Source organism: Enterobacter sp. P82 (genome assembly GCF_037053385.1).
Taxonomy (GTDB): domain Bacteria; phylum Pseudomonadota; class Gammaproteobacteria; order Enterobacterales; family Enterobacteriaceae; genus Enterobacter.
This window is the reverse complement of the sequence record NZ_JBALHX010000004.1, coordinates 68,291-82,379: the sequence shown is the minus strand read 5'-3', so window position 1 is coordinate 82,379 and position 14,089 is coordinate 68,291. Positions and strand designations below refer to the sequence as shown.

The window sequence follows — 14,089 nt, the reverse complement described above, 5'->3', positions numbered from 1 at the left end:
ACAATGAGTAATGCGGGTGCATCCCTTGCAACCTGTTATGGTCCGGTCAGTACCCATATGATGGCGAAGGCAGAAAAGATTCGCCTGCTCATCCTGGATGTGGATGGGGTCCTCTCCGATGGCCTGATTTACATGGGCAATAATGGTGAAGAGCTGAAAGCGTTTAACGTTCGCGACGGTTACGGTATCCGCTGTGCCCTTACCTCGGGGATCGAGGTTGCCATCATCACCGGGCGAAAAGCTAAACTGGTAGAAGATCGCTGTGAAACGTTGGGCATTACCCATCTGTATCAGGGGCAATCCGATAAGATGGCGGCTTTCAACGATTTACTGGGTAAACTGGCTATCGCGCCAGAAAACGTGGCTTATGTCGGGGATGACCTGATTGACTGGCCAGTAATGGCTGAGGTCGGCCTGAGTATCGCTGTTGCCGATGCGCATCCGCTGTTGCTCCCACGCGCTGACTACGTTACCCACATCAATGGCGGTCGTGGTGCCGTACGTGAAGTCTGCGATCTGCTTCTGCTGGCGCAAGGCAAGCTTGATGAGGCCAAAGGGCAATCAATATGAGTAAAACCAGACGTTGGGTTATCATTCTGCTTTCGCTTGTCGCATTGGTATTGATTGGCGTCAACCTTGCCGATCGCGATGATACGCAAACGGAAGTGATCAATAATAACGATCCAACCTATAAAAGCGATCACAGCGATACCGTGGTCTATAGCCCGGAAGGGGCGCTGAACTATCGCCTGATTGCCCAGCATGTTGAATATTTTTCAGATGACGGTATTTCGTGGTTTACCCAGCCTGTCATGACGACGTTTGATAAGGACAAAGTCCCGACGTGGTCAATCAAGTCAGACCGGGCAAAACTGACAAATGACCGTATGCTTTATCTATATGGCCACGTTGAAGTCAACGCTCTGACGCCTGACTCGCAACTGCGAAAAATTACGACGGATAATGCCCAGATCAACCTGGTGACCCAGGATGTGACGTCGCAGGATCTGGTCACACTGTATGGCACAACATTTAATTCCAGCGGTTTAAGAATGCGCGGGAACTTACGCAGCAAAAACGCCGAGCTGATTGAAAAGGTTAGAACCTCCTATGAAATTCAAAACAAACAAACTCAGCCTTAAAGTAATTATCGCCAGTGCGATGCTGGCGACCAGTCTCCCCGCGCTTGCTGTAACGGGCGATACCGACCAGCCGATCCATATCGAGTCAGACACGCAGTCTCTTGATATGCAGGGTAACGTCGTCACCTTTACGGGTAATGTCGTCATGACCCAGGGCACCATCAAAATTAACGCCGACAAAGTGGTCGTTACCCGTCCGGGTGGTGAGCAGGGCAAAGAGATTATTGATGGCTACGGCAACCCGGCAACCTTCTACCAGATGCAGGACAACGGCAAGCCGGTGAAAGGCCACGCCACGCACATGCACTATGAGCTGGCGAAGGATCTGGTCATCCTGACGGGTAACGCCTATCTGGAACAGCTGGACAGCAATATTACCGGCGACCAGATCACCTATCTGGTGAAAGAGCAAAAAATGCAGGCCTCCAGCGAGAAAGGCAAACGCGTAACCACCGTACTGGTTCCGTCGCAGCTGCAGGACAAAGGTAAAGGCCAGGCCCCGGCACAGAAGAAGAGTAACTAATTCGTTATGGCAACATTAACTGCAAAAAATCTCGCGAAGGCCTATAAGGGCCGCCGTGTCGTAGAAGATGTCAGTCTGACCGTCAACTCCGGCGAAATTGTGGGCCTGCTTGGCCCTAACGGTGCGGGTAAAACCACCACGTTCTACATGGTCGTTGGCATTGTGCCGCGCGATGCCGGCAACATTGTTATTGACGATGAAGACATCAGCCTTCTGCCGTTGCACGCGCGCGCGCGCCGCGGAATCGGCTATCTGCCGCAGGAAGCTTCTATTTTCCGCCGTCTTAGCGTTTACGATAACCTGATGGCGGTCCTGCAAATTCGTGACGACCTGACCAGCGAACAGCGTCAGGATCGTGCCAACGAGCTGATGGAAGAGTTCCACATTGAGCACCTGCGTGACAGCCTCGGTCAGGCGCTCTCCGGGGGTGAACGTCGCCGCGTTGAAATCGCGCGTGCGCTGGCCGCAAACCCGAAATTTATCCTTCTGGATGAACCGTTTGCGGGTGTTGACCCCATCTCCGTTATCGACATTAAACGTATTATTGAACACCTGCGCGACAGCGGGCTTGGCGTGCTGATCACTGACCACAACGTGCGTGAAACGCTGGCCGTGTGTGAACGCGCCTATATTGTGAGCCAGGGCAATCTGATCGCCCACGGTACGCCGCAGCAGATCCTCGAAGATGATCATGTTAAGCGCGTCTATCTTGGGGAAGACTTCAGACTCTGATAGGGTAGAGGTAACGTAACGCCGAACCGGAGAAAAATGCTCTGAACATGAAGCAAGGTTTGCAATTAAGGCTCAGCCAACAACTGGCGATGACGCCGCAGCTACAGCAGGCAATTCGCCTGTTGCAACTGTCCACGTTAGAACTCCAGCAGGAGCTCCAGCAAGCGCTGGACAGCAATCCGCTGCTGGAACAAACCGATCTTCATGACGAGGTAGATACCCAGCAGTCGCAGGATACAGAAGCGCTCGATACCGCTGATGCACTCGAACAAAAAGAGATGCCGGACGAGCTTCCGCTGGATGCCAGTTGGGATGAAATCTACACCGCCGGAACCCCTTCCGGTACGCGTGCAGACTACCAGGACGATGAGCTACCGGTCTATCAGGGTGAAACCACCCAGTCGCTACAGGATTATCTGATGTGGCAGGTGGAACTGACCCCCTTCTCCGATACCGACCGCGCGATTGCCACGTCAATTGTCGATGCCGTTGACGACACGGGCTATTTGACCGTCACGCTGGACGATATTCTGGAAAGCATGGGCGACGACGAGATAGAGCTTGAGGAAGTTGAAGCCGTTCTGAAGCGCATCCAGCGTTTCGATCCGGTCGGTGTGGCGGCAAAAGATCTGCGCGACTGCCTGCTGATCCAGCTTTCTCAGTTCAGCAAAGAGACGCCATGGCTTGATGAGGCGCGTGTCATCATCAGCGATCATCTGGATCTGTTGGCTAACCACGATTTCCGCACCCTGATGCGCGTCACGCGCCTGAAAGAAGAGGTGCTGAAAGAAGCGGTGAATCTGATCCAGTCGCTCGACCCACGTCCCGGACAGTCGATACAGACCAGCGAACCTGAGTATGTGATCCCGGATGTACTGGTCAGAAAACACAATGGCCGCTGGGTCGTTGAACTGAACTCTGACAGCATCCCTCGCCTGCAAATCAACCAGCAGTATGCCTCCATGTGCACCAGCGCACGAAACGACTCTGATAACCAATATATTCGTAGCAATCTGCAGGAAGCGCGATGGTTGATCAAAAGTCTGGAGAGCCGAAATGATACGCTGCTCCGCGTCAGCCGCTGTATTGTCGAACAGCAGCAGGCTTTCTTTGAGCAGGGTGAAGAGTATATGAAACCGATGGTACTGGCGGATATCGCCCAGGCCGTCGAGATGCATGAATCAACCATTTCCCGCGTCACCACGCAGAAGTATCTGCACAGTCCACGCGGTATTTTTGAGCTTAAGTATTTCTTCTCCAGCCATGTTAATACCGAGGGCGGCGGTGAAGCGTCGTCAACGGCAATTCGCGCACTGGTGAAGAAGTTGATCGCCGCGGAGAACCCCGCGAAGCCACTGAGTGACAGTAAGTTAACCACCATGCTGTCCGACCAGGGTATTATGGTGGCACGTCGTACTGTTGCGAAGTATCGAGAGTCTTTATCCATTCCGCCGTCCAACCAGCGTAAACAGCTGGTCTGACACAACCGATAAGGAAGACACTATGCAGCTCAACATCACTGGACAAAACGTCGAAATTACTGAGGCTTTACGCGACTTCGTGAATGCGAAATTTGCGAAACTCGAGCAGTATTTCGAAAGGATCAATCAGGTCTATATTGTGTTGAAAGTGGAGAAAGTGACTCATATCTCGGATGCAACCCTGCACGTCAACGGGGGTGAACTCCATGCCAGTGCGGAAGGGCAAGACATGTATGCGGCTATCGACGGCTTGATTGATAAGCTTGCGCGACAGCTTAATAAACATAAAGATAAACTGAAACAACACTAATTGTCCGGGCAGTTAACGGGTGCAGGACGGCCTGTTGTGAAACACAACGGGCCATTTGTACAGTTAGCGCTTAGGTGAAATTATGATGAACAACGATTCCGCTCTTCAATTGAGCAATGTCCTTAACCAGGAATGTACCCGCAGTGCAGTTCACTGCCAGAGCAAAAAACGTGCGCTGGAGATCATCAGTGAACTGGCCGCCAAACAGCTGGGCCTGCCGCCGCAGGTGGTGTTCGAAGCTATCCTGACCCGTGAAAAGATGGGCAGTACCGGCATCGGCAACGGTATCGCGATCCCGCATGGCAAACTGGAAGAAGACACTTTGCGTGCCGTCGGTGTGTTTGTGCAGCTGGAAACCCCTATCGCCTTCGATGCCATTGATAACCAGCCCGTCGATCTCCTCTTCGCGCTGCTGGTGCCTGCCGACCAGACGAAAACCCACCTGCATACGCTTTCTCTGGTCGCAAAACGCCTGGCCGATAAAACCATTTGCCGTCGGCTACGCTCAGCCCAAAGTGATGAAGAGCTCTATCAAATTATCACTGAAGCAGAAGGCAATCAGGATGATGCATAACCAGGAGATGGCTTTCACATCTGTTGTCCTGAGGAGAAACGGAACATGGTACTGATGATTGTCAGTGGCCGTTCAGGGTCGGGGAAATCCGTTGCTCTGCGCGCGCTGGAAGACATGGGTTTTTACTGCGTAGATAACCTGCCGGTCGTGTTGTTACCCGATCTGGCTCGGACGCTTGCGGAAAGACAAACCTCTGCCGCCGTCAGTATCGACGTTCGTAATATGCCTGAATCGCCAGAAATTTTTGAGCAGGCGATGAGTAACCTGCCTGAGGAATTCTCACCTCAGTTGCTGTTCCTGGATGCAGATCGTAATACCCTGATCCGCCGCTACAGCGATACCCGTCGTCTGCACCCGCTTTCCAGTAAGAACCTCTCTCTGGAGAGCGCTATCGACGAAGAGAGCGATCTGCTGGAGCCGCTCCGTTCTCGTGCTGACCTGATTGTCGACACCTCTGAGATGTCCGTTCATGAGCTGGCGGAAATGCTGCGTACCCGTTTGTTGGGCAAGCGCGAGCGTGAACTGACGATGGTGTTCGAGTCCTTCGGCTTTAAGCACGGTATCCCCATTGATGCGGATTATGTTTTCGACGTGCGTTTCCTGCCGAACCCTCACTGGGATCCGAAACTGCGTCCAATGACAGGTCTGGATAAACCCGTCGCGGCCTTCCTCGACCGACACACAGAAGTTCACAATTTTATCTACCAGACGCGAAGCTACCTTGAGCTATGGTTACCTATGCTGGAGACAAACAATCGTAGCTACCTGACAGTGGCGATTGGCTGTACCGGCGGTAAACATCGTTCGGTCTACATCGCCGAACAGCTGGCCGATTATTTCCGTTCACGCGGAAAGAACGTTCAGTCCCGTCATCGCACGCTGGAAAAACGTAAAACATGACCGTAAAACAAACTGTTGAGATCACCAATAAGCTGGGCATGCATGCACGCCCGGCGATGAAACTGTTTGAGCTGATGCAGGGGTTCGATGCAGAAGTTCTGCTGCGTAATGATGAAGGCACAGAAGCGGAGGCGAACAGCGTGATCGCACTGCTGATGCTGGACTCAGCCAAAGGACGCCAGATTGAAGTAGAAGCCACCGGCCCCCAGGAAGAGGAAGCGCTGGCGGCAGTGATTGCGCTGTTTAACGCCGGTTTTGACGAAGACTAACGTTCATTCCTTTGGCGGGTGGCGCTACGCTTACCCGCCCTGCATGAGATTATTACGCTGCATAAACCCCTCCCCACCCAGCTGGCGCATCTGGCGCATAATCCACGCCTGTCGGCTTCGTACATACCCTGACGGTGCACTGGCTTTAAAGCGGATGGGATTTGGTAAGACGGCGGCGAGTAGTGCCGCTTCTGACATACTCAGGCGACTGGCAGGTTTATTGAAATAACGCTGCGCAGCAGCTTCCACGCCAAATACACCGTCGCCAAACTCAGCGATATTGAGATAGACGGTCAGAATGCGTCGTTTACTCCATACCGTTTCCATCCCCAGGGTCAATCCCGCTTCCAGCCCCTTTCGCACCCAGCTTCGACCATCCCAAAGAAACAGATTTTTGGCCGTCTGTTGCGACAGCGTTGACGCACCGCGTACGCGGTTCTCGTGGCGTTCGTTATGGGCAAGTGCCTTCTCAATGGCCGCCACATCAAACCCCCAGTGCTCCGGGAATTTCTGATCCTCCGCTGCGATAACCGCCAGACCCATGAACGGTGAGATGTCGTCCATGCTCACCCAATCGGAATGTGCAACGTAGCGGAAATCTCCGGAAAGCCATGCACCAACCTGGCGCTCGACCATCACAGCAGAGAAAGGGACCGGTACAATACTGAATAAAGCAATCCCGCCGCCCCAGAAGACAGCCAGTAAAAGCAGGACTTTCAGCAGAACACGCTTTATTCCTGCCCCGGGACTCAACTTACGACTCATTCAGTAAGCACCAGCACTCTGTCCACCAGCTTTTCAATGCCCGTGGCAGCCTCAGCAATACTCTGCGCCAGCATGTAGGCAGGCGTGGTAATAATTTTATTGTCTTCGTCCACCACAATGTCATCGACAGGACACGGCACATGTTCGCCGCCCATATCCTCAACAACTTCAGCAGTGTCGATGTCGGTCCCAATAGTCAGACGCAGCGGGAAATCAAAAATTTTCGGCAGCATCGCTGGGGCAATACAGATAAAACCCTGCGGCTTACCCGCTGCGTGCATTGCACGTGACAGCGCTTTTAAATCCGGATCTACATGGCACTCTGCCCCCTGGGAAGCAAAGCTGCTCAGGTTTTTCGCTGCCCCAAACCCGCCAGGCACAATTAACCCATCAAGCTCTGAAGCATTAGCCTGATTAAGAGGGTGAATATTACCGCGAACAATGCGTGCCGCTTCAATCAGCACGTTACGTGTTTCCGCCATCGGCTCACCGGTCAGATGATTAATCACATCAGCCTGGCTTTTATCCGGCGCGAAGCAGACTACATCAGCTCCGTTTCGGGAAAGCGCCAACAATGTAATTACCGCTTCATGTATCTCTGAACCGTCGTAAACACCGCATCCGCTCAGCACGACACCAATCTTTTTCATCATAACGTTCCTTCTCTGCAACTCGCTGAAGCACATTAATAATTTTGATTAAAACGCTATGCTTCACACATTTCACTGATTCATGTAACAAACCATTTAAGATTTGCTATCTTATCTGCGTGCGGCCTAAATTTTTCAGGCGGCGCCCTTTCGAAAATAACTTTAAAAAACAGGCGCAGCCACGATTTCCCTGGTGTTGGCGCAGTATTCGCGCACCCCGGTTAATCCGGGGTCATTTTTTTCTGGCATCGACCCAGGCTTTAAGTACCGCAACATCGTTTTGCCACTCTTGTTTCATCTCTTCGACCCAATCACCAACGTTATCTTCCCATGCTGGTAAATCAGGTGACTGAATCTGTTGTCCCAACTGTTGCAGATGGCGTAACCCGACCGATCCAGCCGCACCTTTGATTTTATGTCCTTCTTCCACAATGCCCTTCTGGTCTCGCGCCGTCAGGTTTGATTCCAGCACACTCAGATAGCCAGGCATCATCTTTTCGAACACGGCCAGACCGTCGGTAATCAGTTTTGGGCCAACCAGATCGATATACTGCTCCAGCATCGCGGTATCGAGTATCGTTTGGGCTTTTGCGCTATCAACAGACGTCATGGTGCTCTCCTCTTCTTCACGGGTATCCCAGAACTTCTTGATCATGGCGGTCAGGGCAGGCACCGCCAGCGGTTTGCTAAGCACATCATCCATACCGGCATCGAGGTACTCTTTTTTGTCTTTCAGCACGTTCGCCGTCAGCGCGACCAGCGGCGGCAGATCGTCAGCGGCATATTTGCTCGTCAGTTCACGTGAGATATCCAGCCCGGTCATGTCCGGCAGTTGAATATCCAGCAAGACGAGGTCATATTCACCCGGTTTAAACATCTCCAGCGCGGCTTTACCGGTCATTGCTACGTCCACACTGTTACCCAGTTTTTCCAGCACCGAGCGTGCCACAATTACGTTCAGCTCGATGTCTTCCACCAACAGGACGTGCAGCGCTGGCAGCGGCATATCGTCGTTTTCAAAGGTATCCTCAACCTCTTCAGCCACCGCTGGCGCATGTACCGTCAGCGTGAAGGTCGAGCCTTTGCCCGCCTGGCTGGTTACCGTAATGTCCCCGCCCATACTCTTCGCAAGCCGTTTAGATACCGCCAGGCCAATACCTGTACCGGTGGCGGGTTTCCCGCCGTTGCTGTCTTTCACCTGATAGTACATCGCGAAAATTTTGTCCTGCTCTTCCTGTGGAATACCAATCCCGGAGTCTTCCACCTCAAAGTGCAGCATGTCACCTTCGTCATAGCGGATGCGCACCGCAACCTGCCCCTTCTGGGTAAATTTCACGGCGTTACTAATAAGGTTCCAAAGGATCTGGCGCAGGCGCGTACCGTCCGTGACCACTTTATGCGGCAGTGGCAGTGAAGGTTCCATAACAAAACTCAGCCCTTTCTGCTGCGCCTGCAGACCGGACAAGTTTTCCAGATCGGCCATGAAGCTGGTGAAATCAACAGGCTGGTTATCCAGCTGGACTTTACGGCGCTCCATCTTATCCATGTCGATAATATCGTTGAAGATATTACCCAGCGTGACCGCCGAGACATGGATAGTTTTGAGGTATTTTTCCTGTTCCGCGGTCAGATCGGTGTCCAGCAAAATACGGCTCAACCCAACAATGCCATTAAGCGGCGTACGCAGTTCGTGGCTGATGGTGGAGATAAAGGTGGTCTTATCGCGGCTGGCGCGCTCAAGGGCATCCTGATAGCGCTTACGCTCGGTAATATCGCGACCAAAGCCCATCAGGCCATGACGTTTCCCGACTCGGTCGTAGTACGGCACTTTACGGATCTCAAAGCAGGCTTTGCGCCCGTCCGGGTAATCCAGCCACTGTTCATAGGTCAGCGAGACGTTGTGGCGGAAGACTTTTTCATCTGTCTCCATGACCTTGGCCGCCGCCTCCTCAGAATAGACATCCTGAGGTTTCAGGTGAATCAGCTGCTTTTCACTTTTCCCGGTCAACAGCTCCATCGCCCGGTTACAGCCGGAGAACTCTTTGTCTTCGTTACGGTAGAAAACCAGATCCGGAGAAGCATCGAGGAATGACCGCAGGAAAGAGGATTGCTGCTCAAGCTGGATCTGCGTGACCTCGCGCTCTTTCATTTCGATTTTAAGCTGCTCCAGCGTGGCCTGACGCTCGGCTTCCGCCTTCTCACGATCTGAAATCTCCTGGTTCAGCTGTGCAATGTTGTCTTTGAGCTGGACATTGAGCTTCAGGTCGCGCTCGCGCATCTCTTCCAGTTTATCGACCAGTTTTGACAAGCGCTGACGGGACTCTTCCAGCTGTTCAACCACCACGGAGAGGAAATACACCGCCCAGGGGGTAATGAGCAAGCCAAAGAAGATGGAGCGGATGACGTCGATACTCTCGACCTGACCATGAAGAACCATGGTAACGGCCATCTGCACGACAATCGCCAGAACGACCAGCGCCAGCGCAAGTAGCATGGAGAAACGCACCAGCCCGAGCTTCATCATCAGGTCGACGTAGTACTGGGCAAGCATTCGAATTTGCTTCATAGAGGATCCCTTCACGACTTTATCGCTCAATAATACTCAAATTCGCGGCGGGGCGTTGAAGGTTGTGAGAAAAAGTGCGGGATGAAACAGGAGATTAGCCTCGCTCCCGGTTAATCAGGAGCGAGGAGAGGTCAATCAGGAGCGTTTCAGCAGCAGCCAGAGGCTGATCAGGAAGAAACTGGCGCTTGGCAGCAACGCACCAATAATCGGCGGGATGCCGTAAACCAGCGTCAACGGGCCGAAGATCTGATCGAGAACGTAGAATACAAAGCCGAAGCTGATACCGGTTACGACGCGTACACCCATCGGCACACTACGCAGCGGGCCGAAGATAAACGACAGTGCCATCAGCATCATCACCGCCACGGACATTGGCTGGAAGATTTTGCTCCACATGTTGAGCTGATAACGTCCGGCATCCTGTCCGCTCGACTTCAGGTATTTCACATAGTTATGTAAACCACTGATAGAAAGCGCATCAGGATCCAGTGCCACAACCCCGAGTTTATCTGGCGTGAGGTTCGTCTTCCACGTACCAGATACCGTCTGAGAACCGGTGATCTGTTTCGGATTTGTCAGGTCAGACTCATCTACCTGTGACAAACGCCACTGCTTATGTTCGGGGTCAAACTTCGCCGATGAGGCGTGTTTGACTGACAGCAAACGGCGCTGGTCGTTGAAGGAGTAGATACTCACGCCGCCCAGCTCATCATCACCTTTTACACGTTCGATGTAGACGAAGCTTTTACCATCTTTCGCCCATAATCCTTGCTGCGTCGAGAGCAGTGAACCACCGTACATCGCCTGAGCACGATAGTTACGCGCCATCTGTTCACCCTGCGGCGCCACCCACTCGCCAATCGCCATGGTCAGCAGCACCAGAGGGATCGCGGTTTTCATTACCGACAGCGCAACCTGCATACGGGTAAAACCCGATGCCTGCATAACAACCAGCTCGCTGCGCTGGGCCAGCATCCCCAGCCCCAGCAGCGCACCTAACAGGGCTGCCATCGGGAAGAAGATCTGCACATCTTTCGGCACGCTGAGTAAGGTGTACATTCCCGCGCCTAGCGCGTCATAGCTCCCCTGCCCGGCTTTTTTCAGCTGATCAACAAATTTGATAATGCCGGAGAGCGACACCAGCATGAACAACGTCATCATGATGGTGGTAAAAATGGTTTTACCGATATAGCGATCAAGAACGCCAAACGCCTGCATTAGATGGCTCCTTTACGCGAGAATCGGGCACGTATGCGGCGCACTGGCACCGTATCCCACAGGTTTAATCCCAGCGCGAGTAAGATGTACAAGCTGTTGACGACCCAGGTCCAGACCATAGGATCCAGCTTACCCTTAGCACCGTTTGAGCGAATCGAAGTTTGCAGCAGGAAGTAGACCAGGTACAGCAGCATCGCCGGTAGCATGGAGAGCACACGTCCCTGGCGAGGGTTCACCACGCTCAGCGGAACCACAATCAATGCCATCATAAACACGGTGAAGACGAGAGTAATTCGCCAGTGGAACTCAGCCCGCGCTCTGTCAGTATCGGTATTCCACAGCGTACGCATGTCCATTTGCTCGGTATCCGATGGATCGAGCGCCACAGTCTGATGACCGATAATGGCCTGGTAGTTCTGGAAGTCCGTGATACGGAAGTCACGCAGCATCGCGGTACCTTCAAAACGGGTACCTGTATTCAGCGTCACAATCTGCGAACCATCTTTGCGTTGTGCAAGCTGGCCAGAGTCGGCGACGACCACCGACGGACGTGCGTTACCTTTCGTACGCAGCTGCGCCAGAAATACATCGTTGAATTTACTGCCGTCTACGCTCTCAATAAACAGCACAGAGTTACCGTCAGTCGCCTGCTGGAACTGCCCCTGGGCTAATGCCGCCATGCCGGGGTTCGCTTTCGCTTCGGCCAGCACTTCATCCTGATGACGGGAGGACATGGGACCTGCCCACATTACATTCACCGCAGCAACGATACCGGTGAACAGCGCCAGTATCATCGCGGCCTTCACCAGCACGGCTTTGCTCAGACCACAGGCATGCATCACCGTGATTTCACTCTCGGTGTAGAGCTTACCAAGCGTCATGAGCAGACCAAGGAAAAGACTTAGCGGCAGGATAAGCTGCGCCATTTCCGGGATCCCTAAACCAAGCAGGGAAAGCACCAGATTCGTTGGAATTTCGCCGTCAACGGCCGCACCGAGGATCTTAACCAACTTCTGACAGAAAAAAATCAGCAGCAGGATGAAGAGGATCGCCAGTTGGCTTTTGAGCGTCTCCCGCACCAGATATCTTATGATTATCACTTTAAATACGCCCGTAAAAACCCGTCTCTTTGCTGGAAAATCGCTTGTTTCATGGCTTAAACGTCATTTATTCTCTTGAGTCGTCGAAATCATCGCTAAGATTAAAACACCCGGCGGATTCACGCTTCAGGACTTTTTTCTGACGTGTCGAAACCGTAATAACGTAAGATTAACACGAAGTCACCACAACAGCGGACATGAGTTACGAAAGCTTTCAATTCTATCTGTAGCTGCCGCCGTTGTCTTTAAGATTCAGGAGCGTAGTGCATGGAGTTCAGTGTAAAAAGCGGTAGCCCGGAGAAACAGCGGAGTGCCTGCATCGTTGTGGGCGTCTTTGAACCACGCCGACTCTCCCCGATCGCCGAACAACTCGATAAAATCAGTGACGGCTACATTAGCGCCCTGCTGCGCCGTGGCGAACTGGAAGGCAAACCTGGGCAGACGCTGTTACTGCACCATGTTCCGAACGTACTGTCCGAGCGCATTCTGCTGATTGGCTGCGGCAAAGAGCGCGAGCTGGATGAACGCCAGTATAAGCAGGTGATTCAGAAAACGATCAATACGCTGAATGATACCGGTTCAATGGAAGCCGTCTGCTTCCTGACAGAACTGCACGTCAAAGGCCGTAACACCTACTGGAAAGTGCGCCAGGCTGTCGAAACAGCAAAAGAGAGCCTGTACAGCTTCGATCAGCTGAAGACCAATAAAAGCGAGCCGCGTCGCCCGCTGCGAAAAATGGTCTTCAACGTGCCAACCCGTCGCGAACTGACCAGCGGCGAACGCGCTATTCAGCACGGTCTGGCGATTGCGGCTGGCATTAAGGCGGCGAAAGATCTCGGTAACATGCCGCCTAATATCTGTAACGCCGCGTATCTGGCCTCTCAGGCGCGCCAGTTGGCTGATACCTACAGCAAGAATGTCATCACCCGCGTTATCGGCGAACAGCAGATGAAAGAGCTGGGGATGCACTCGTATCTGGCCGTCGGTAACGGCTCTCAGAACGAATCCCTGATGTCAGTCATCGAATACAAGGGCAACCCGTCTGAAGATGCACGCCCAATCGTGCTCGTCGGCAAGGGCCTGACCTTCGACTCCGGCGGTATCTCGATCAAACCTGCCGAAGGCATGGATGAGATGAAATACGACATGTGCGGCGCAGCAGCCGTATACGGCGTGATGCGTATGGTCGCAGAACTTCAGTTGCCGATTAACGTCACTGGCGTACTGGCAGGCTGCGAAAACATGCCTGGCGGTCGCGCTTATCGTCCAGGTGACGTCCTGACCACCATGTCTGGCCAGACGGTTGAAGTCCTGAATACCGACGCCGAAGGCCGTCTGGTGCTGTGCGACGTGCTGACCTACGTCGAGCGTTTCGAACCAGAAGCGGTCATCGACGTGGCTACCCTGACCGGTGCCTGCGTGATCGCGCTGGGTCATCACATCACCGGCCTGATGTCGAACCACAACCCGCTGGCACATGAGCTTATTGGTGCTTCAGAGCAAGCCGGTGACCGCGCATGGCGTCTGCCGCTGGGTGATGAGTATCAGGAACAGCTGGAGTCTAACTTTGCGGATATGGCGAACATCGGCGGCCGTCCTGGTGGTGCTATCACCGCAGGTTGCTTCCTGGCACGCTTCACCCGCAAGTACAACTGGGCACACCTGGATATTGCCGGCACCGCATGGCGTTCCGGTAAAGCCAAAGGCGCAACCGGTCGCCCGGTCGCGTTACTCTCGCAGTTCCTGCTGAATCGCGCTGGCTTTAACGGCGACGAGTAAGTCAAAACGGCAGTAAACCGTAGGCCGGGTAAGGCGAAGCCGCCACCCGGCTTAAGCATTTAAAGTGAGCACAAGAAGCC

At 53.3% G+C, this 14,089-nt stretch carries 15 protein-coding genes; 10 read left to right on the top strand and 5 right to left on the bottom strand.

Annotated elements, in window-relative coordinates:
* The first annotated feature begins 3 nt into the window (after positions 1–3).
* The 9 genes from kdsC (at position 4) to npr (ending at position 5,931) form a co-directional block, all read left to right on the top strand.
* Positions 4–570: a 3-deoxy-manno-octulosonate-8-phosphatase KdsC gene (kdsC, locus tag WB237_RS17550; RefSeq protein WP_336215341.1), complete on the top strand. Its 567-nt coding sequence runs from the start codon at positions 4–6 to the stop codon at positions 568–570.
* Positions 567–1,142: an LPS export ABC transporter periplasmic protein LptC gene (gene lptC, locus WB237_RS17545; RefSeq protein WP_114978851.1), complete on the top strand. Its 576-nt coding sequence runs from the start codon at positions 567–569 to the stop codon at positions 1,140–1,142. The genes kdsC and lptC overlap by 4 nt, the downstream gene beginning before the upstream one ends.
* Positions 1,111–1,665: a lipopolysaccharide ABC transporter substrate-binding protein LptA gene (lptA, locus tag WB237_RS17540; RefSeq protein ID WP_024906352.1), complete on the top strand. Its 555-nt coding sequence runs from the start codon at positions 1,111–1,113 to the stop codon at positions 1,663–1,665. Before lptC ends, lptA begins: the two co-directional genes overlap by 32 nt.
* A gap of 6 nt (positions 1,666–1,671) precedes the next feature.
* Positions 1,672–2,397, top strand: coding sequence for an LPS export ABC transporter ATP-binding protein (lptB, locus tag WB237_RS17535; protein ID WP_114978852.1), 726 nt, complete (start codon positions 1,672–1,674; stop codon positions 2,395–2,397).
* A gap of 47 nt (positions 2,398–2,444) precedes the next feature.
* Positions 2,445–3,878, top strand: coding sequence for an RNA polymerase factor sigma-54 (gene rpoN, locus WB237_RS17530; RefSeq protein WP_336214918.1), 1,434 nt, complete (start codon positions 2,445–2,447; stop codon positions 3,876–3,878).
* A 22-nt stretch (positions 3,879–3,900) separates the two neighbouring features.
* Entirely contained in the window at positions 3,901–4,188 is a 288-nt protein-coding gene (hpf, locus tag WB237_RS17525) for a ribosome hibernation promoting factor (protein WP_008501444.1), read from the top strand.
* Between the two features lie 82 nt (positions 4,189–4,270).
* On the top strand, positions 4,271–4,762 hold the full coding sequence (gene ptsN / locus WB237_RS17520; protein ID WP_008501443.1) for a PTS IIA-like nitrogen regulatory protein PtsN: 492 nt from the start codon (positions 4,271–4,273) through the stop codon (positions 4,760–4,762).
* A gap of 45 nt (positions 4,763–4,807) precedes the next feature.
* Positions 4,808–5,662: an RNase adapter RapZ gene (rapZ, locus tag WB237_RS17515; RefSeq protein WP_028017025.1), complete on the top strand. Its 855-nt coding sequence runs from the start codon at positions 4,808–4,810 to the stop codon at positions 5,660–5,662.
* Positions 5,659–5,931 (top strand): PTS phosphocarrier protein NPr, encoded by a 273-nt coding sequence (gene npr, locus WB237_RS17510; protein WP_003861872.1) that lies wholly within the window; start codon positions 5,659–5,661, stop codon positions 5,929–5,931. The genes rapZ and npr overlap by 4 nt, the downstream gene beginning before the upstream one ends.
* A gap of 30 nt (positions 5,932–5,961) precedes the next feature.
* On the opposite strand, the gene mtgA is transcribed toward npr, so the two are convergent.
* The 5 genes from mtgA to lptF form a co-directional block, all read right to left on the bottom strand.
* Positions 5,962–6,696: a monofunctional biosynthetic peptidoglycan transglycosylase gene (gene mtgA, locus WB237_RS17505; RefSeq protein WP_336214914.1), complete on the bottom strand. Its 735-nt coding sequence runs from the start codon at positions 6,694–6,696 to the stop codon at positions 5,962–5,964.
* The gene (elbB, locus tag WB237_RS17500) at positions 6,693–7,346 is read right to left on the bottom strand and encodes an isoprenoid biosynthesis glyoxalase ElbB (RefSeq protein WP_336215339.1); all 654 of its coding nucleotides are present in this window, start codon (positions 7,344–7,346) and stop codon (positions 6,693–6,695) included. Before elbB ends, mtgA begins: the two co-directional genes overlap by 4 nt.
* Before the next feature lie 232 nt (positions 7,347–7,578).
* Positions 7,579–9,912: an aerobic respiration two-component sensor histidine kinase ArcB gene (gene arcB / locus WB237_RS17495; protein WP_336214912.1), complete on the bottom strand. Its 2,334-nt coding sequence runs from the start codon at positions 9,910–9,912 to the stop codon at positions 7,579–7,581.
* Positions 9,913–10,047: 135 nt separating this feature from the next.
* Positions 10,048–11,130 carry an LPS export ABC transporter permease LptG gene (gene lptG / locus WB237_RS17490; RefSeq protein WP_129994885.1) on the bottom strand — a complete coding sequence of 361 codons (1,083 nt, stop codon included), beginning with the start codon at positions 11,128–11,130 and terminating at the stop codon, positions 10,048–10,050.
* Positions 11,130–12,230, bottom strand: coding sequence for an LPS export ABC transporter permease LptF (gene lptF / locus WB237_RS17485; RefSeq protein ID WP_129994884.1), 1,101 nt, complete (start codon positions 12,228–12,230; stop codon positions 11,130–11,132). The genes lptG and lptF overlap by 1 nt, the downstream gene beginning before the upstream one ends.
* A gap of 267 nt (positions 12,231–12,497) precedes the next feature.
* On the opposite strand from lptF, the gene pepA reads away from it, so the two are divergent.
* Entirely contained in the window at positions 12,498–14,009 is a 1,512-nt protein-coding gene (gene pepA, locus WB237_RS17480; RefSeq protein WP_028017019.1) for a leucyl aminopeptidase, read from the top strand.
* Positions 14,010–14,089: the final 80 nt, after the last annotated feature.